Annotated in this window: 16 protein-coding genes; 8 read left to right on the forward strand and 8 right to left on the reverse strand. The window is 66.9% G+C overall.

Annotated elements, in window-relative coordinates; genetic code table 11:
* Positions 1–65 precede the first annotated feature (65 nt).
* Positions 66–1,154, forward strand: coding sequence for a phosphoribosylformylglycinamidine cyclo-ligase (gene purM / locus IEW98_RS05620; RefSeq protein WP_188761954.1), 1,089 nt, complete (start codon positions 66–68; stop codon positions 1,152–1,154).
* 87 nt (positions 1,155–1,241) lie between these two features.
* A complete protein-coding gene (gene purN, locus IEW98_RS05625) occupies positions 1,242–2,186 on the forward strand; it encodes a phosphoribosylglycinamide formyltransferase (protein ID WP_279380347.1) in 945 nt (314 codons plus the stop codon).
* A gap of 94 nt (positions 2,187–2,280) precedes the next feature.
* On the opposite strand, the gene ndk is transcribed toward purN, so the two are convergent.
* The 3 genes from ndk to IEW98_RS05640 all read right to left on the reverse strand — a co-directional run bounded on the left by ndk (position 2,281) and on the right by IEW98_RS05640 (position 4,832).
* Positions 2,281–2,703 carry a nucleoside-diphosphate kinase gene (gene ndk / locus IEW98_RS05630; RefSeq protein WP_188761955.1) on the reverse strand — a complete coding sequence of 141 codons (423 nt, stop codon included), beginning with the start codon at positions 2,701–2,703 and terminating at the stop codon, positions 2,281–2,283.
* 95 nt (positions 2,704–2,798) lie between these two features.
* Complete coding sequence (locus tag IEW98_RS05635) at positions 2,799–3,254, reverse strand: DNA polymerase III subunit chi (RefSeq protein ID WP_188761956.1); 456 nt, start codon at positions 3,252–3,254, stop codon at positions 2,799–2,801.
* Positions 3,255–3,341: 87 nt separating this feature from the next.
* The gene (locus IEW98_RS05640; RefSeq protein ID WP_188761957.1) at positions 3,342–4,832 is read right to left on the reverse strand and encodes a leucyl aminopeptidase; all 1,491 of its coding nucleotides are present in this window, start codon (positions 4,830–4,832) and stop codon (positions 3,342–3,344) included.
* 194 nt (positions 4,833–5,026) lie between these two features.
* Between IEW98_RS05640 and IEW98_RS05645 the strand changes: the two genes are divergently transcribed.
* The 4 genes from IEW98_RS05645 (at position 5,027) to rsmA (ending at position 10,647) form a co-directional block, all read left to right on the forward strand.
* Positions 5,027–7,291 (forward strand): LPS-assembly protein LptD, encoded by a 2,265-nt coding sequence (locus IEW98_RS05645; RefSeq protein ID WP_188761958.1) that lies wholly within the window; start codon positions 5,027–5,029, stop codon positions 7,289–7,291.
* Positions 7,292–7,436: 145 nt separating this feature from the next.
* Positions 7,437–8,804: a SurA N-terminal domain-containing protein gene (locus tag IEW98_RS05650; RefSeq protein WP_188761959.1), complete on the forward strand. Its 1,368-nt coding sequence runs from the start codon at positions 7,437–7,439 to the stop codon at positions 8,802–8,804.
* Positions 8,804–9,808, forward strand: a complete 1,005-nt coding sequence (gene pdxA / locus IEW98_RS05655; RefSeq protein WP_188761960.1) for a 4-hydroxythreonine-4-phosphate dehydrogenase PdxA — start codon at positions 8,804–8,806, stop codon at positions 9,806–9,808. The genes IEW98_RS05650 and pdxA overlap by 1 nt, the downstream gene beginning before the upstream one ends.
* Entirely contained in the window at positions 9,805–10,647 is an 843-nt protein-coding gene (gene rsmA, locus IEW98_RS05660) for a 16S rRNA (adenine(1518)-N(6)/adenine(1519)-N(6))-dimethyltransferase RsmA (protein WP_243450569.1), read from the forward strand. Before pdxA ends, rsmA begins: the two co-directional genes overlap by 4 nt.
* 67 nt (positions 10,648–10,714) lie before the next feature.
* On the opposite strand, the gene IEW98_RS05665 is transcribed toward rsmA, so the two are convergent.
* The 5 genes from IEW98_RS05665 to IEW98_RS05685 all read right to left on the reverse strand — a co-directional run bounded on the left by IEW98_RS05665 (position 10,715) and on the right by IEW98_RS05685 (position 15,837).
* Positions 10,715–11,200, reverse strand: a complete 486-nt coding sequence (locus IEW98_RS05665; RefSeq protein ID WP_188761961.1) for a tetratricopeptide repeat protein — start codon at positions 11,198–11,200, stop codon at positions 10,715–10,717.
* Between the two features lie 27 nt (positions 11,201–11,227).
* Positions 11,228–12,436: an RsmB/NOP family class I SAM-dependent RNA methyltransferase gene (locus IEW98_RS05670; protein WP_188761962.1), complete on the reverse strand. Its 1,209-nt coding sequence runs from the start codon at positions 12,434–12,436 to the stop codon at positions 11,228–11,230.
* 22 nt (positions 12,437–12,458) lie between these two features.
* Positions 12,459–13,922, reverse strand: a complete 1,464-nt coding sequence (gene guaB / locus IEW98_RS05675) for an IMP dehydrogenase (RefSeq protein ID WP_188761963.1) — start codon at positions 13,920–13,922, stop codon at positions 12,459–12,461.
* A gap of 125 nt (positions 13,923–14,047) precedes the next feature.
* Complete coding sequence (locus tag IEW98_RS05680) at positions 14,048–15,280, reverse strand: tetratricopeptide repeat protein (RefSeq protein WP_188761964.1); 1,233 nt, start codon at positions 15,278–15,280, stop codon at positions 14,048–14,050.
* 236 nt (positions 15,281–15,516) lie between these two features.
* Complete coding sequence (locus tag IEW98_RS05685; protein ID WP_188761965.1) at positions 15,517–15,837, reverse strand: hypothetical protein; 321 nt, start codon at positions 15,835–15,837, stop codon at positions 15,517–15,519.
* 133 nt (positions 15,838–15,970) lie between these two features.
* On the opposite strand from IEW98_RS05685, the gene IEW98_RS05690 reads away from it, so the two are divergent.
* Positions 15,971–16,657 carry a lysoplasmalogenase family protein gene (locus tag IEW98_RS05690; protein ID WP_188761966.1) on the forward strand — a complete coding sequence of 229 codons (687 nt, stop codon included), beginning with the start codon at positions 15,971–15,973 and terminating at the stop codon, positions 16,655–16,657.
* On the forward strand, positions 16,657–17,253 hold the full coding sequence (locus IEW98_RS05695) for a DedA family protein (RefSeq protein WP_188761967.1): 597 nt from the start codon (positions 16,657–16,659) through the stop codon (positions 17,251–17,253). The genes IEW98_RS05690 and IEW98_RS05695 overlap by 1 nt, the downstream gene beginning before the upstream one ends.
* The last annotated feature ends 62 nt before the right edge of the window (positions 17,254–17,315 follow it).

A 17,315-nucleotide genomic window follows, 5' to 3' on the forward strand; every position in this document is an offset into this window, starting at 1 on the left:
GTTCTAGCTGGGCGGCGGCGAATGCCAAGCTTTGCCTTGCGCGCCGGGCAGGTTAAGGACGGCGCATGTCGAACCACAAGCCGCTTACCTATGCCGACTCCGGCGTTTCCATTGCGGCGGGCAACGCGCTGGTCAGGATGATCGCACCCTTGGCGCGGGCGACGGCGCGGCCGGGTGCCGATGCCGAGCTGGGTGGTTTCGGGGGGTTCTTCGACCCGCGTGCGGCGGGGTACAAGGACCCGTTGCTGGTCGCGGCGAACGACGGTGTCGGCACCAAGGTCAAGCTGGCCATCGAGACCGGCCGGCACGACACGGTGGGCATCGACCTGGTGGCGATGTGCGTCAACGACCTGATCGTGCAGGGCGCCGAGCCACTGTTTTTCCTCGATTATTTTGCGAGTGGCAAGCTGGACCTGGAAACGGCGGCAGCAGTGGTCGCAGGGATTGCCGAAGGCTGCCGGATTGCCGGATGTGCGCTGATCGGCGGCGAGACGGCGGAAATGCCGGGGATGTATGCGCCGGGCGATTACGACCTGGCGGGGTTTTCGGTGGGCGCCGTCGAGCGCGGCGAGCAATTGACCGGCGACGGGGTGGCCCCGGGCGACGTGCTGGTCGGCGTGGCATCGTCGGGGGCGCATTCAAACGGATTTTCGCTGATCCGGCGGATTGTCGATTTGCGCGGGCATGACCTTATGACCGAGGCGAGTTTTGCGCCGGGGACGACGCTTGGCGAGGCGTTGCTGGTGCCGACACGGATTTATGTGAAGTCGCTGCTGCCGATCGTGCGGGCGGGCAAGATCAAGGCGATGGCGCACATCACCGGCGGCGGGTTCCTGGAGAACATCCCGCGGGTGCTACCCAAGGGGGCGCGCGCGATCGTCGAGGCCCCTGCCCTGCCGGCGCTGTTCGACTGGTTGCGCAGCGAGGGCGCGATCGCGCCGGGCGAGATGGCACGGACGTTCAATTGCGGGACCGGGATGGTGGTCGTGGTGGCGGCAGGCGATGCCGATGCGGTGGTGGCGGCTTTGGGCGCTGCGGGCGAGGTTGCGGCGGTGATCGGGCGGATCGAGGCGGGCGTGAAGGGGTGCGATGTGTCGGGAGCTGCTGGATTGTGGGGGTCCGAGGCGGCGTGGACGGCTAGTCATGATGGGTGAGGGTTTGGCTTATTCTGTAGGCGCGGGCTCACCCTCACCCGGCGCGCTGGCGCGCGTCTCGCCTCTCCCGCAGGCGGGAGAGGGGCAGTGGTAGGCTCGCGCCGCAGGGTTGGAGTGCTGATTTCGGGGCGCGGGTCGAACATGGCGGCGCTGCTTTATGCTTCGCAGGCACCCGATTGCCCTTACGAGATCGTATTGGTGGCGTCGAACGTGCCCGATGCGCCTGGGTTGGTATTGGCGGCGGCGGAGGGCGTGCCGGTTTTTGCGCGGGCGCATACGGGGATGAAGCGCGCCGAATTCGATGCCGTGATCGACGCGGAGCTCGAGCGGCGCGGGGCGGAGTTCGTCGCGCTGGCGGGGTATATGCGGCTTTTGTCGGATGGCTTCGTGGCGAAATGGGCGGGACGGTGCCTAAATATTCATCCGTCGTTGTTGCCGGCACACAAGGGCCTCGATGTGCATGAGGCGGTGCTGGCGGCGGGCGAGACGGTGACCGGGTGCACGGTGCATCTGGTGACGCCGGCGCTGGATGACGGGCCGATTTTGGGACAGGTTCGCGTGGCGGTGTTGCCGGGTGATACGGCGGAAACGCTTGCCGACCGGGTACACTATGCCGAGCATCAGCTTTATCCGCGCGTGCTGGCGGACCTGGTGTCGGCGGCGGACAGCACGGCGGCGTGGCTCGAGCGGGTGCGGTCGCTGGCGCTGGCGTTGCCCGAGGCGGAGGAGAAGCTTTCGCACGGGTCGCCGGGGTTCTTCGTGCGCGGCGGCAAGTTCTTTGCCTATTTCTCGCGCGATCATCACGGCGACGGGATTACCGCGCTGCTGGTCAAGGCGAGCGGCGTCGAGGAACAGGCGATGCTCATCGACCAGGACCCGGACCTGTATTTCCGGCCGGCGTATTTCGGGCCTTCGGGGTGGATCGGGATTCGGCTGGATCTCGGCGATATCGATTGGAGGCATGTCGAGGACTGGCTGACGCGGTCTTGGCGTGATTCGGCGCCGAAGCGGTTGGCTAGTCTGCCGTTTTAGGAGGGGCTTTACCCTGGGGGCCCCTCACCCTCCCACCGCGAAGAGCGGCAGGCCGCTCCCTCTTCCCAGATGGGAGAGGGGTAGGAGTTGCGATTTAGCCGGTGATTTCGGTCTGGGCGAAGAAATAGCTGATCTCGATTGCGGCGTTCTCTTCGGAATCCGAACCGTGGACCGAATTGGCTTCGATCGATTCGGCGTGGGTCTTGCGGATGGTGCCTTCGTCGGCGTTGGCAGGGTTGGTGGCGCCCATGATGTCGCGATAGGTCGGGACGGCGTTTTCGCCTTCGAGGACCTGGACGACGACGGGGCCGGAAATCATGAAATCGACGAGTTCGCCGAAGAAGCCGCGTTCGCGGTGGACGGCGTAGAAGCCTTCGGCCTGGGCGCGGGTGAGGTGGAGGCGCTTTTGGGCGATGATGCGCAGGCCGGTGCCCTCGATCATGGCGTTGATGGCGCCGGTCAGGTTGCGGCGGGTGGCGTCGGGCTTGAGAATCGAGAAGGTGCGCGTGGCGGCCATGGGACGTCCGTTTCTGATTTTGGGGGTGTCTGGATGGCGCGGCGTTTAGCGGGGGCAGGTTAGGAAGGCAAGAACCCCTCAGGGGGAGATGGGTTTCAGCCGGCTTTTTCGAAGCGGCCGTCTTCGGATTCGCGCCAATAGGCGGGGCGGGCGGTTTCGAGGCGGGAGACGATGCGCCAGCGGGCGCGGGCGGTTTCGAGGCCGTCGGCGTCGAAGAGGAAGAGGATGCGGGCGAGGCCGGTTAGGTCGTCCGGAAGGTCGTCGCCGATCTGGGCGAGGCAGTCGGCGGCGTTGGCGGCCGGAGTCGCTGTCGTGGTCAGCAGGACCGGTTGGGTGGGGGCGCGGTCAGGGCCGACTTCGGTGTCGATGCCGTGGGGGATGAAGCTGTCGGGGGCTTGCGTCCAGAGGGCGGTGTCGAGTTTGGCGAGAAGGGCGGGGTCTGGGGTGCGGACGAGGATGCGATGGCCGGCGGCGAGGGCCTTGGTGACGAGGGGTGGCAGCACCGCTTCGGCGCGGCGCTGGGCGAGCTGGTAGAAGCCGATGTCGATCATTTTTTCCGGTGTGTGGCGGCGAGAAACAGAAAGGAAGAAACCCGCCCCCGACCCCTCCCTAGAAGTAGGGAGGGGGGAAGGAAGACTTTACGCTTCGAAATTGTCGGCGATGAAGCGGTCAAGAAGGCGGACGCCGTAGCCGGTGGCGCCCTTGTCGTGCAGGGGCCCGGCCTTTGAATCCCAGACCATGCCGGCGATGTCGAGATGCGCCCATTTCACGCCGGCTTTGACGAAGCGCTTGATGAATTGCGCCGCGGTGATCGAGCCGCCTTCGCGCGGGCCGACGTTCTTGATGTCGGCGATCGCGCTGTCGATAAGCTTGTCATAGGCGTCGCCGAGCGGCATCCGCCACAGGCGTTCGCCGGTACTGTCGCCGGCGGCCTGGAGCTGGGTCGCAAGGCCGTCATCGTTGGCGAAGATGCCGCCATATTCATGCCCCAGGCTGACGATGATGGCGCCGGTCAGCGTGGCCAGATCGACGACGACTTCGGGGTTATACTGCTCCTGCGCCCACCAGATCGCGTCGCACAGCACCAGCCGGCCCTCGGCGTCGGTGTTGATGACCTCGATAGTCTGGCCGTTCATGCTGGTGACGACGTCGCCGGGTCGCTGGGCGTTGCCGTCGGGCATGTTTTCGACAAGGCCGACGACGCCGATGACATGCGCGTTGGCCTTGCGGGCGGCGAGGGCGTGCATCGCGCCGGTGACCGCCCCTGCCCCGCCCATGTCCCATTTCATGTCCTCCATGCCGGCGGCGGGCTTGATGCTGATGCCGCCGGTATCGAAGGTAACGCCCTTGCCGACGAAGACGACGGGCCTGGCATCGGGGTTGCCGGTGCCGTTCCAGCGCATTGCCATCAGCCGCGCCGGGCGGACCGAGCCCTGCGAGACGCCGAGCAGCGCGCCCATGCCGAGGGCTTCCATCTCGGGCTCGCCGAGGACGGTGATCTCGATGCCGAGCGCGGCGAGGTCGGCGGCGCTGTCGACGAAGCTTTCGGGGTAGATGATGTTGGCGGGTTCGCTGACGAGGTTGCGGGTGCGCTCGATGCCGCCGGCGATGGCGGCGAGTGGCGCGTGGCTTGCTGCGGCGCCATCGGCATTGATGATGTCGAGATGGGTCAGCGTCGGCTTGGCCTTGGGCTTCATCGTCGTGCGGTATTTGTCGAAGCGATAGCTGCGCAGCGCAGCGCCGTTGGCGAGATGCGCGGCGGCGGCGGCGAGGGGGATCGACGCGGCGGCGCCGGCCATGTCGACGGTGACGCGGGTTTCGCCCGAAGTCAGCAGGCGCGCGGCGATGGCGCCGCCGATCCGCTCGAAGGTGGCGGCGTCGGCCTTGTCGGCGGGGCCGGTGCCGACGACGAGCAAGCGCGCGGCATCGATGCCGTTGGGGGCGAGGATTTCGGCGACGGCTGCGGCATCGGCTTCGAAGCGGCCGGTCTTGATGGCGCGGGCGAGCTGCCCGCCGCTGGCGGTGTCGGCGGCGGCGGCGGCACTGCTCAGGACGCCGTCGGGGCCGGCGAGGACGACAAGGACGTGCACGCTTGAATCTGCGGCGCCGGGGAAACCAATGGTCAGCATGAACGATCCTTGGGGACAGATTGATTGCCCCGGGGTTTAGGCCCGGCTTGGCCGGCGCGCAACGCGGCGTCTTGGCGAGCGCCGAAGATGCGGGGCGGCAGCGTCGCTGCCGATATCGAACGGATGTGGACGGGGCGCGGCGACACCGCTAAGCGATGGCCTTGCGTACAGCCTCTCGAAAGCGCCGTTTGTCCTTGCGTTACCTCCTGCTGACGACTGCCACGCTCCTTGCCGCCGGGAGCGACGGGGCCGCGTTCGCGCAGGCAGCGACTCCCGCGCCCGCACCCGCCGCTGCCGGGCAGGAATCGCCTGCCACCACGATCCCGCGCGATGGCGGCGCCATCGTGGAGGCCGGCGACGCGATCGATTTCGAAGCCGATGCGATGCAGTACGACGACAGGCAGGAGGTCGTCACGGCGACGGGCAATGTCCGGCTGAGCCGCGACGCGTGGAAGCTGTCCGCCCAGAATATCGAATATAATCGCAAGACCGGCGTCGTCGTCGCGACCGGCAATGTCGTCAGCGTCGATCCGCAGGGCAACCAGGCGTTCGGCGATCGGGTCGAACTGACCGATTCGCTGCGTGACGGGGCGATCGACAATATCCTGTTGGTGCTCAACGACGGCGGCCGGCTGGCGGCGAACCAGGGCCAGCGCAGCGACGATATCATCACCCTCGACCGCGCCGTTTACAGCCCGTGCGCGGTCGTCGACAGCGAGGGCTGCCCGCACGCGCCGGTGTGGCAGGTCAAGGGCGTGCGGATCAGCTATAATCGCGCCAAGCACCGGCTTTACTATCGCAATGCCAGCCTCGAGATATTCGGCGTGCCGGTGTTCTATCTGCCCAAATTCTCGCACCCGGACGGCGAGGCCAAGCAGGTCAGCGGGCTGTTGCTGCCGGGCATCGAGTTCCAGCGGCAACTGGGCGTGGGCATCAGCCTGCCGTATCATTTCGCGCTGGCGCCCGACCGCGACATCACGGTGGCGCCGCATTTCTATACCGGCGCCAACCCGGCGATGGAGGTGCAGGCGCGCCGGCTGCTTCGGGATGGCCCGGTGCAGATGGATGCCTTTTTCACCTATGCGCAGCTGACCGATTTCGCCGATGACGGGGTGACCGAGATCGACCGCGGCAACCGGCTGCGCGGCTATTTCGCGTTGAAGGGCCGCTTGCAGCATACGCCCGAATGGCGATCGAGCTTTTCGGTGCGGCTGACCACCGACGATACGTTCAACCGCCGCTATGGACTGGATTTCGACGATACGCTGCGCTCGACCTATGCGTTGGAGCGGCAGACTCCCACCAGCTTCCTGTCGATCTCGGCCTGGGCCTTCCAGGGGCTGCGGATCACCGACCTGACCGGGGAGATCCCGTTCGTGCTGCCGCTGGTCGATTATGACTGGCGGCCGACCGAGACGGTGCTGGGCGGGCGGTTCCGGTTCGGCGCCAACACGATGAACCTGTTCCGCACCGATGGGCAGAGCGTGCAGCGGGCGCTGATGTTCGGGCGCTGGGATCGCAGCCTGATCACGACGTGGGGGCAGCGTATCACCGCCACGGGGATGATGCGGAGCGACATTTACAATGTCATCGATCCCGAACGGGCGACCTTGCCGCAATATGCCGGGCGCGAAGGCATCCAGGGGCGGATCGCGCCGGTCGCCGCGGTCGATGTCGAATGGCCGTTTGCCGGGCCGGCGTTCGGCGGCACGCAGACGTTCACGCCGCGCGTGCAGTTCGTCGCGGCGCCGGCGAACCTGAATTCGGGCATTCCCAACGAGGACAGCCGCGCCATCGAGCTCGAGGATATCAGCCTGTTCGATCTCAACCGCTTTCCGGGCTATGACCGGGTCGAGGGCGGCACGCGGATGACCTATGGCCTCGAATACACGCTCGACCGGCAGGGCGTTGCGCTGCGCACCGAAATCGGCCAATCGGTGCGGCTGGCCGGCAGCGGCGACGAGTTTCCACGGGGCACCGGGCTTTCGGACACGGTCAGCGATTTTGTCGGGCGGACAAATTTGAAGCTGGGCCGGCTGTTCGAGGTGACTCACCGGTTTCGGGTCGATCGCAACAGCTTTACCGTGCGGCGCAACGAGATCGACGTGTCGATCGGCAATCGCACGACCTATGCCAGCATCGGCTATATCCGGCTGAATCGGCAGATCGAGCTCGAGGATCTGGAAGACCGGGAAGAATTGCGCGTCGGCGGCCGGGCAGTATTCGCGAAATTCTGGTCGGTGTTCGGGTCGGCGATCGTCGACCTCACCAGCAGGACCGAGAACCCGTTGGCGGGCGGCGACGGCTTCAAGCCCACCCGCCACCGGGCCGGGGTCGAATATGAAGATGAATGCTTCAGGCTGGGGGTCAGCTGGCGCCGCGACTATATCGGCGATCGTGATTTCAGGGCGGGTAACACGTTCCTGCTGACGCTGGCGTTCAAGACGCTGGGGCGTTGAGGCGGGTTGGTCTGGATTTCAGGCGGCGTTCAGCCTGTCGCCGTTAACCGGCGCTTTGCCGTTGCCGCAAGGTTGCGCTAGGGACTCGCCTAACAAGACCATGCGCCGCGGCGGGCGCCGATATTCGCCGGAGCTGGAGACTGGAATGCGGTTCAATCGTTCGTTGCTTGCCCCGTTGCTGGGTACGGCCCTGCTGTTCTCCGCATCGCCGACGGCGTTGCTGGCGCAGGCCGCCGACCCCGGTGCGGTGCCCGGTGCGAGCTTCAGCGCGGCCGACCTGGCGGAAATGCGGGTGATCGGCGAGATCGACCCGACGCTGCGCAAGGCCCAGGCCATCGTCAACGGCGACGTCATCACCGATACCGATATCGACCAGCGGGTGGCGCTGGTCATCGCGGCCAATGGCGGCAAGATCGCCGACGAGGAACGCCAGCGGCTGCGCCTGCAGGTGCTGCGCAACCTGATCGACGAAAAGCTGCAGGTCCAGGAAGCCGCCAGCAACGACATCCGCATCCCTGAATCCGAGGTCGACCGATCGTATGCGCGGGTGGCGCAGAATTTCAAGCGCTCGCCCGAGGCGTTCGAGCAGTTCCTGCGCGAGTCGGGATCGTCGCCGGCTTCGATCAAGGCACAGATTAGGGGCGAACTGGCGTGGAGCCGCGTGTTGCGCCGCAAGGTCGAGCCGCTGGTCAATGTCGGTGACGAGGAGGTCAACGCGATCATCGCCCGGTTGAACGCCGCCAAGGGCAAGGACGAGTTCCATGTCGGCGAAATCTTCCTGTCGGCAACGCCGGAGACGCAGGCGCAGGTGTTGAGCGATGCCGCGCGCATCGTCGGGCAGATCCGCGGCGGCGCCTCGTTCGTCGCCTATGCACGCCAGTTTTCCGAAGCCTCTACCGCGGGTGTGGGCGGCGATCTCGGCTGGGTACGCGCCGAACAGCTGGCCGATGCGGTGGCGCCGATCATCACGACGCTGCCCGCCGGCGGCGCAGCGAGCGTCACCGACCCGATCGTGGTGCCGGGCGGCGTCGCGATCATGACCTTGCTGGAAAAGCGCCAGGTGCTGGCCGCCGATCCGGCCGAGGCGGTGCTGAGCCTCAAGCAGATGTCGTTGCCGCTGAAGGCCGGCATCACCGAAGTCGATGCCAAGGCGAAGGTGAAGGAATTCCAGGACGCGACGCAGGCGATGGGTGGCTGCGGCCGGGTCGATGAAGTCGCTGCCAAGCTGGGCGCCGAGGTCGCCAACAACGACGCGATCCGCCTGAAGGACCTGCCGCCGGCACTGGCCGGCATCATGCAGCAGCTTTCGATCGGACAGGCAACGCCGGCATTCGGTTCGGCGGCCGAAGGGCTGCGCGTGCTGGTGCTGTGCGGGCGCGACGATGCCGCGGCGCAGGCCAAGGCGCCGAATTTCGACCAGATCTATGCCCAGATGAACGACGAGCGGGTCAACATGCGGGCGCGGCGTTATCTGCGCGATCTGCGCCGCGACGCGATCGTCGACTACCGCTGATGAAGGCGCCGGCGCCGCTGGCGGTGTCGATCGGCGATCCCGCCGGCATCGGCCCGGAAATCGTCGCGGCCGCCTGGGCGGCGCGGGTGCGCGAGAAGCTGCCGCCGTTCTTTGCGATCGGGGACCGGCGCGCCATCGAGGCGGTCTGGGACGGGCCGATCAAGACGCTGGGCGCGCCGACCGAGGCCGCGGCGGCGTTCGGCAAGGCGCTGCCGCTGGTGCAGGTCGACGATCCGGGCGAGATCATCCCGGGCGACCCCAATCTGGCCGGCGCGCGGTGTGCGCTCGACAGCCTGGAGATTGCCGTCGGGCTGGCGCGCAACGGCTTCGCCGGCGGCATCGTGACCGGGCCGGTTTCGAAGTCACAGCTGTATAATATCGGCTTCAACTATCCGGGGCAGACCGAATTCGTCGCCGAGCGCTGCGGGATTTCGGCGATCAATGCAGTCATGATGCTGTCGGGACCGACGCTGCGCACGGTGCCGGTGACGGTGCACATGGCGCTGGCCGACGTGCCTCGGCTGCTGACCACCGAGCTGATCATCGCCAAGGCGCGGATCACGGCGCGCGGGCTTATTCGTGACTTCGGCATCGAACGGCCGCGGCTGGTGCTGGCCGGGCTTAATCCTCATGCCGGCGAAAGCGGCACGCTGGGGCGCGAGGATCTCGACATCATCCGCCCGGCCGTCGAGGCATTGATCGCCGAGGACATCATCGCGCATGGGCCGCTGTCGGCCGACACGATGTTCCATGCCGAAGCGCGCAAACAGTATGACGCGGCGCTGTGCATGTATCACGACCAGGCGCTGATCCCGCTGAAAACGCTGCATTTCGACGATGGCGTCAACGTCACGCTGGGGCTGCCGATCGTGCGGACGTCGCCCGACCACGGCACCGCGTTCGGTATCGCAGGCAAAGGCATTGCCAGCCCGCGGGCAATGATCGAGGCGATCCGCATGGCGGGGATGTGCGCGGCGCGGCGGCTTTGCGTGGCCAGCGCTTGAGCGAGGAATTGCCGGCGGGGCTGTTGCGACTGCCGCCTTTGCGCGAGGTCATCGCCAGGCATGGGCTCAATGCGAAAAAATCGTTGGGGCAGAATTTTTTGCTTGATGGTAATTTGCTCGACCGGATTGCGCGGGTTCCGGGGCCTTTGGCCGGGGCGACGGTCTATGAGGTCGGACCGGGACCGGGCGGGCTGACGCGGGCATTGTTGCGGGCCGGGGCTCGGGTGGTCGCGGTGGAGCGCGATTCGCGGACGGCGCCGGCGTTGGCGGAACTTGCCGAGGCGGCCGAGGGTCGGCTGACGGTTCTCGATGCGGATGCGATGACTGTGGACGCGGCGGCGCTGGCTGGGCGCGGGGCGCATATCGTCTCGAACTTGCCGTATAATATCGGCACGGCGCTGCTGACCGGCTGGCTGTCGGGCGATGAATGGCCGCCGTGGTGGGCAAGCCTGACGTTGATGTTCCAGCGTGAAGTCGCCGAGCGGCTGGTCGCGGCGCCGGGCAATGGCGCTTATGGCCGGCTGTCGGTGCTGGCGCAGTGGCGGACACAGGCGAAGATCGCGTTCACGTTGCCGCCGCGGGCGTTCGTGCCGGCGCCGAAGGTCGAATCGGCGGTGGTGCATTTCGTGCCGATCGTGCCGATGGCTGCGGCGACTGCGGCGAAACTGTCGGCACTGACGGCGGCGGCGTTCGGGCAGCGGCGCAAGATGCTGCGCGCGAGCCTGAAAGCAATGCCGGGGGCGCTGGAGGCGATGGTGGCGGAGGGGATCAGTCCGGAGCAACGGGCGGAGACTGTGCCGGTGGCGGCGTTTGCTCGGGCTGCGGCGCGGTTGGGGTAGAGCGTGAACCCCCACCCCGCTCGGCTGGGGCCGAGTCGCCCTCCCGGCAGGGGGGAGGGAGAGACGATTAGTTCTTGGCGACTATGGGCTTTGCTGCGGGTGCTGGAACCGGCGTGTTGAGCGCAGTCTGCAGGCGGTCGGCGGCGGGGCATTCGGCTTTGCACAGCGCCTTGATGCGCGCGAGATTGACCTGCGCGCGGGCGGTGGCGCCGCGGGCGATAAGCGCCTTGCCCTGGCCTTCGAGCGCGCCGATGTCCGACGGGTTGAGCGCAAGCGCGTCGCGGTAGTATTTGACCGCCTTGCCCGGCAGGCCGAGCATCTCATAGCCTTGGGCGATGCCGCTGAACGCCGCGACATTCTTGGGGTCACTGGCGAGGGCGGCTTCATAGGCGTCGATTGCGGCGTTGGCGTCGCGGCGATCGAGCGCGGCCTTGCCCTGTGCGGCCATCCGCACCGAAACCGGCTTCAGGACATCGTCGCCAACGGCGACCGAGGCAGCGGCCATGGCCGATCCGGACGCCAGTACCATCATCAACGGGATCGCAAGACGCATGTTCGGCACTCCAAATATGCTGCTGGTTTAGCAGACCCTTTCTAGACGTGCGATGAAGAATCCGTCGCAGCCCTGTTCGGCGGGCGACAGGACCAGGGTCGGTGCCGGCGCGGCCATGCCGGGAATGCTGAATTCCTGCGGGCGGAAGCCGCCGTGCTTGAGCAGGAAGGCGTTGATGCGGCCTTCGCCCTCGCCCGGCAGTAGCGAGCAGACGACGTACGTCAGGCTGCCGCCGATCTTGACGAGTTGGGCAGCGAGCGAGAGCAGCCGGTCCTGTTCGCCTTCGAGTTTGCCGAGGCGTTCGGCGGTCAGCCGCCAGCGCGCCTCGGGGTTGCGGCGCCAGGTGCCGGTGCCCGAGCAGGGCGCATCGATGAGCACGCGATCGGCAAGGCCGGCAAGATCCTTGAGCGCGTCCCACTCCTTGCGCGGGTTGAGCATGCGGATGTCGGTGATCGTCACCCCTGCGCGGGCGAGGCGCTGCGGCATCGCGGACAAGCGGCCGCGATCGGTGTCGGCGGCAACCAGCCGGCCTTCGTTGGCCATGGCGGCGGCGAGGGCGAGGGTCTTGCCCCCTGCCCCGGCGCAAAGGTCGATGATGTTTTCGCCGGGCAGCGCGCCGACCGCGAGTGCGGCGAGCTGCGAGCCTTCGTCCTGGACCTCGATCTTGCCGGCGTGAAAGGCCGGCAGGGTCTCGATGTTGAGCCCGGTCGGCGCACGCAGCCCGGTCGGCGACAATGCTGTCGGCGCGAGATCGGGAAGCTCGATGAGCAGCTCGTCGCGGTTGGCCATCAGCGTGTTGACGCGCAGGTCGAGCGGCGCGCGATCGAGCAGCGCGGCGACGACCTTGTCGGTGCCCTTGCCGAAGCGCGTGCGCAGCATGTCGAGTTGCCAGCCCGGCGCCAGCGATGGCCGGGCCTCGGGTTCGCCTTCGACGAGCAGGGCCGGCGCGTGGCCGGCGGTATCGGCTGTGCCGGTGAACAGTTCGAGCACTTCGGGCGCGTTGGCGCGGGCGTGGCCGATCAGCGCGGCGCGGCCGGATTCGGGCACCGTGCCGATGCTGCGGATGACGTCGAAAACCAGGTCGCGGACGGCGCGGCGGTCCTTTGAGCCGGCATAGCGGCGCGTCGTGAAGTAACGCTGGACAATGGTGTCCGCGGCGGCGCCGCCGGTGCGGGCGGCGGCGACCGCCTGGTCGAGACATTCGATGGCGGCCTGGACGCGTGCAGCGGGAGTCATGGTCTTTTACTCGAATAATGGGTCATCCGCCGGTTGTCGGATAGTTGGGGGATTCGCGGGTGATGGTTACGTCGTGGACATGGCTTTCGCGCAGGCCCGCGCCGGTGATGCGGATGAATTCGGCGCGCTTGCGGAAATCGTCGAGGTTGGCCGATCCGGTATAGCCCATCGCCGCCTTCACCCCGCCGACCAGCTGGTGGAGGACGGCGGCGGCGGGGCCCTTGTAGGGGACCTGGCCCTCGATGCCTTCAGGGACGAGCTTGAGCTGGTCCTTGATATCCTGCTGGAAATAACGATCGGCCGAGCCGCGTGCCATGGCGGCGACGCTGCCCATGCCGCGATAGCTTTTATAGGTGCGGCCCTGCCAGAGGAAGGTTTCGCCAGGGGCTTCCTCGGTGCCGGCGAGCAGGCTGCCGACCATGACGGCGGCAGCGCCGGCCGCGAGCGCCTTGGCGACATCGCCCGAGGTGCGCAGGCCGCCATCGGCGATGACCGGGATGCCAAGGCGCGCGGCGGCTTCGGCGGTGTCGATGATCGCGGTGAGTTGCGGCACGCCGACGCCGGCGACGACGCGGGTGGTGCAGATCGAGCCCGGGCCGATGCCGACCTTGATGCCATCGGCGCCGGCGCCGATGAGCGCGCGCGCGGCTTCGGCGGTGGCGACATTGCCGGCGATGACCTGCGCCGAGTTCGAGAGTTTCTTGATGCGGGCGACGGCTTCGGCGACGCGGTCGCTATGGCCGTGCGCGGTGTCGACGACGATGAGGTCGCATTCGGCATCGAGCAGCGCCTGGGTGCGTTCGAAGCCGAGGTCGCCTACGGTGGTGGCGGCGGCGACGCGCAGGCGACCGGCGGCGTCCTTGGTGGCAGCGGGATAGGTGACGGCGCGCTCGATGTCCTTGACGGTGATCAGCCCGACGCAGCGGCCGCTCTCGTCGACCACCAGCAGTTTTTCGATGCGGTTGGTGTGGAGGATGCGGCGCGCGTCGTTCTCGTTGGTGCCGGGCGGCACGGTGATGAGGTTCTCGCGGGTCATCAGCTCCGAGATCGGCTGGTCGGCGTTTTCGGCAAAGCGCATGTCGCGGTTGGTGACGATGCCGACAAGACGCCCATCGCGCTCGACGACCGGAAAGCCCGAGATCTTGTGGCGGAGCATCAGCGCGCGGGCGTCGCCCAGCGTCTGGTCGGGGGTCATGGTGACGGGGTTGACGACCATGCCGCTTTCAAAGCGCTTGACCTGGCGGACGGCGTCGGATTGCTCCTCGACGGTCAAATTGCGGTGGAGGACGCCGATGCCGCCGGCCTGTGCCATGACGATCGCCATGTCGGCTTCGGTGACGGTATCCATCGCCGACGACAGGACGGGAATGTTGAGCGTGATACCGCGGGTGACCCGGGTCGAAGTGTCGGCCATGCTCGGCAGGATGGCGGAGGCCGCGGGCACAAGCAGCACGTCATCGAAAGTGAGGCCGAGACGAATTTCCATGGGGTGGGCGACTCCGGGTGGGCGGTGAGTCGCGCCCTCATAGGCGGGCGGGTGGCTTTTGGGAAGGCAAACGAAAAAACGGCGCGGGGATCACCCGCGCCGTCCTGTCATTCCTGATATGGAGATCAGGCGGTCTTGTTGAGGTGGACCAGCCAGTATTTCGCCAGGGCTTCACGCGGCCCGCCGGTAACCTGCGTCAGGGCGGCGGTGGCGCCGGCCTTGTCGCCCGAGCGCGCCAACGCCATGCCGAGGCGCAGATTGGCAGTGGCGGCGTCGACGCCCGGCAGCGCCGCTGCCTGCCGGTAAAGCGACGCGGCCTTGGCATAATCTGCATAGCCGTAATAGGCGTCGCCGGTGCTGATGGCGATCTTGGGGTTACCCTTGATCTCCTTTTCGAGGCCCGGCAGCGACGCCTTGTCGGTCTTGGACTTGGCCTGGGCGCTGGTCTGCAACTCCTTCACGAGCGGCTTGGTGGCGCTCAGCATGTTACGCTGGATGCCCTCGCGGATGGCGGTATCGGCTTCACCGGGGAAACCGCGGCCGAGTGCCGTGTCGGCATACTCGACGAAATCGCGTTCGCCGTTGAGCGAGCCGGTTGCCGACTGGAGACGCATGAAATCGAGCGCCACCTGCTCGTCGGTCGATGGGAAGCTGTCGCGGGTGATGATGATCGCGTCGCGCCAGTTGACAGCGTTCGGATAGGCTTCGACCAGGCCGAGCGCGGCGGGCTGGACCTGCGCGGCCAGCTTGCCATCATAGGCGATCGCGAGGCGGCGGCGATACCAGGATTCAGGCGGCACCTTGCCGGCGGTCTTGCTGGCAGTGATGGCCTGGTTGAGCGAATCGACGGCCTTGGCGGTCTGCTTCTGGGCCCAATACAGCTCCGACAGGGCGACGACGTTCTCGGGGTCGCTGGCGTCGGTCTTGACAAGGGTTTCGAATGCCGTCGTGGCGGCGGCGTAATCCTTGCGCTCCATGGCGAGCGAACCGACCGTGCGCAGGAACTTGGTCTGGTCCTCCGCCTTGACCTTGCCGGTCGCCAGCATGTTGGTCAGCGCCTTTTCGATCAGGGCGTTGTCCTTGAGCGGCACCGCCGAGTTGAGGCGAACCGCGTTGATCATATAGGTGTCGTCGGCCGTCGGCGACGGCACCGCTTCGGCCTCGGCGACCTTGGCCAGCGCGCCGGCGCTGTCGCCCGCGGTCTGCAGCGCCTGCGCCGCGGCAAGAGCCGCCTGCACGCCCTTGGTCAGCTTTGGCGGCTTGGGGGCTTCCTGCTTTTTCTGAGCCATTGCCGGGCCGGCGGTCAGGGTGGCGGTCGCCAAAAGGGCGGCGGCGAAACTGCGCGCGAAGATCTTCATCAGACGATACTCCCAAGGATATTGATGCGGGGCTAGGCCATCGGCCTGCGAAAGGTCAACAATCGAGTGCGGTGAAGGTTTCGGATCCACGGTGCTTTCGTGGCGAACCACCGCTTAACATCTGTTGAACGACAGCCAAAAGAAAGGGCCGGACCCGTTTCCGGTCCCGACCCTTTCAATTCAGAAAGTCAGCAATGCCACTAAGGCGAAGCCTTAAGCTATCGCCTTCGCGGTGCTTACTTCTTCAGTTCGGCAGCAGCGGCATCGGCGCCGGCCTTGACGGCATCGGCAGCCTTGTCGGCACCAACAGCAGCTGCGTCGGTGACGGCGGTGGCGCCGGCAGCGGTTGCATCGGCAGCAACGGTTGCATCGGCAGCGACGGTGTCGCCAACGGCAGCAGCGTCAGCAGTTGCCGGTGCGGTTTCGGTGGTTGCCATCGCGTCGACGGCCGGTGCTTCGGTCGTCGTCGTGGTGGTGGTGGTGTCGGCCGCCTTCTCGCCGCAAGCAGCAAGCAGGCCCAGGCTGGCCACAGCCACCAGCGTCAAAGCAGTCTTCATCTTGAGATTCTCCGTAATGATGAGCGCGCAGTCCCCCGCGCCATTCGCCCCATATAGCGAATTGCGACGGTTGCGAAGCGATAAGATTCATGCCCAGTAAAGCCGGATGGAAAATACCGTCGATCCGTTCAAAATGGCCGATCAATCCCTTCGCGACCGAATGGGTCGGTGGCTGGTCATCGTCTCGATCACCGCCGGGATATTGTACCCGCTGCTCGGCGCGCGACTCGGGCTGGGGGGCGAGGTCGCGCTCAAGGGCGTGGCGGTCGGGGCGCTGGCGATCGCTGCATTCCAGGGCGACGGGCCCTACCGGAAATGGCTGGGAGCGATCATGGCGGCGGGGGCTGTCGGCGACGTGCTGCTGAACATCCCCGGCGCGTTCTTCGTCGGCGCCGGCGCGTTTGCCATCGGGCATGTGATAGCGATGGCATTCTATAGCCAGTTGCGGCGGGGTATCCTGACATTGGGCGACAAGGTATTTGCGGCGGCGCTCATCGGGTTCGGCTTGGCGATGCCGACGCTTGTGTTGCCGGCGGGACAGCCGGTCGGCGCCTTGATGCTGTATTCGGTGCTGTTGTGCGGGATGGCGGCGGCGGCGTGGATCAGCCGGTTCCCGCGGCGCTGGGCGGCGGCCGGGGCGCTGCTGTTCGTGGCGTCCGACACGTTCCTGGTGATGCGGATGGGCGGCACCCTTGTCGGCGGCGGCTTCGTTCACGGCCTGATCGTCTGGTACAGCTATTATTTGGGGCAATTGATGATCTTCACCGGCGTCAGGCGCGGCCTCGACCAGCGGCAGGGCGCCGATTGGGCGCGCGGCTGATGTTCGCGTTGCTGACCGACATGATCGAGCGCGGCGGCTATTGGGGCATCCTGCTGCTGACATTCGTCGAGACGATCCTGCCGCCGATCCCGTCGGAACTGTTCATGCCGATGGCGGGATATGTGGCAGCGCGCGGGACCTTGAGCTTGCCGGGAGTTATCGCCGCCGGGACGACGGGTTCGCTGGCCGGGGCGTGGTTCTGGTATGCGCTTGGCAGGGCCATCGGGCTCGACCGGATGCGGCAGTTGGCGAAGCGCCACGGCCGCTGGCTGACGCTGCACCCGCGCGACATCGACAAGGGCGCGCGCTGGTTCGAAAAACATGGCGGGCCGGTGGTGCTGTTCGGGCGGATGGTGCCGGCAATCCGGTCGGTCGTGTCGGTGCCGGCGGGGATCGCCCATATGCCGCCGGGGCGGTTCCTGCTGTTGTCGGGGATCGGCAGCTTCATCTGGACGACGCTGTTGATGACGGCGGGGTATATGCTGGGCAGCGACTATGACCGGGTGGCGGTTTGGGCCGGGCCGGTTTCGAACGTCGTCGTGTTCGGGATGATCGGGATTTATCTTTGGCGGCTGGTGACGTTCAAGGCTGATTAGAGTCGCCTCAAAGCCGTCACCCCGGCGAAGGCCGGGGCCCATCTCCTAAACAACCCGGAGAT

Origin of the sequence: Sandarakinorhabdus glacialis (assembly GCF_014643455.1) — a bacterium.
In the GTDB taxonomy this organism is placed as follows: domain Bacteria; phylum Pseudomonadota; class Alphaproteobacteria; order Sphingomonadales; family Sphingomonadaceae; genus Sandarakinorhabdus; species Sandarakinorhabdus glacialis.

Coding starts and splice junctions, on each gene's coding strand:
- purM (WP_188761954.1), top strand. CDS start 66: ATGTCGAACCACAAGCCGCTTACCTATGCCGACTCCGGCGTTTCCATT.
- ndk (WP_188761955.1), bottom strand. CDS start 2,703: ATGGCCGCCACGCGCACCTTCTCGATTCTCAAGCCCGACGCCACCCGC.
- IEW98_RS05635 (WP_188761956.1), bottom strand. CDS start 3,254: ATGATCGACATCGGCTTCTACCAGCTCGCCCAGCGCCGCGCCGAAGCG.
- IEW98_RS05640 (WP_188761957.1), bottom strand. CDS start 4,832: ATGCTGACCATTGGTTTCCCCGGCGCCGCAGATTCAAGCGTGCACGTC.
- IEW98_RS05650 (WP_188761959.1), top strand. CDS start 7,437: ATGCGGTTCAATCGTTCGTTGCTTGCCCCGTTGCTGGGTACGGCCCTG.
- pdxA (WP_188761960.1), top strand. CDS start 8,804: ATGAAGGCGCCGGCGCCGCTGGCGGTGTCGATCGGCGATCCCGCCGGC.
- IEW98_RS05665 (WP_188761961.1), bottom strand. CDS start 11,200: ATGCGTCTTGCGATCCCGTTGATGATGGTACTGGCGTCCGGATCGGCC.
- IEW98_RS05670 (WP_188761962.1), bottom strand. CDS start 12,436: ATGACTCCCGCTGCACGCGTCCAGGCCGCCATCGAATGTCTCGACCAG.
- guaB (WP_188761963.1), bottom strand. CDS start 13,922: ATGGAAATTCGTCTCGGCCTCACTTTCGATGACGTGCTGCTTGTGCCC.
- IEW98_RS05680 (WP_188761964.1), bottom strand. CDS start 15,280: ATGAAGATCTTCGCGCGCAGTTTCGCCGCCGCCCTTTTGGCGACCGCC.
- IEW98_RS05685 (WP_188761965.1), bottom strand. CDS start 15,837: ATGAAGACTGCTTTGACGCTGGTGGCTGTGGCCAGCCTGGGCCTGCTT.
- IEW98_RS05690 (WP_188761966.1), top strand. CDS start 15,971: ATGGCCGATCAATCCCTTCGCGACCGAATGGGTCGGTGGCTGGTCATC.
- IEW98_RS05695 (WP_188761967.1), top strand. CDS start 16,657: ATGTTCGCGTTGCTGACCGACATGATCGAGCGCGGCGGCTATTGGGGC.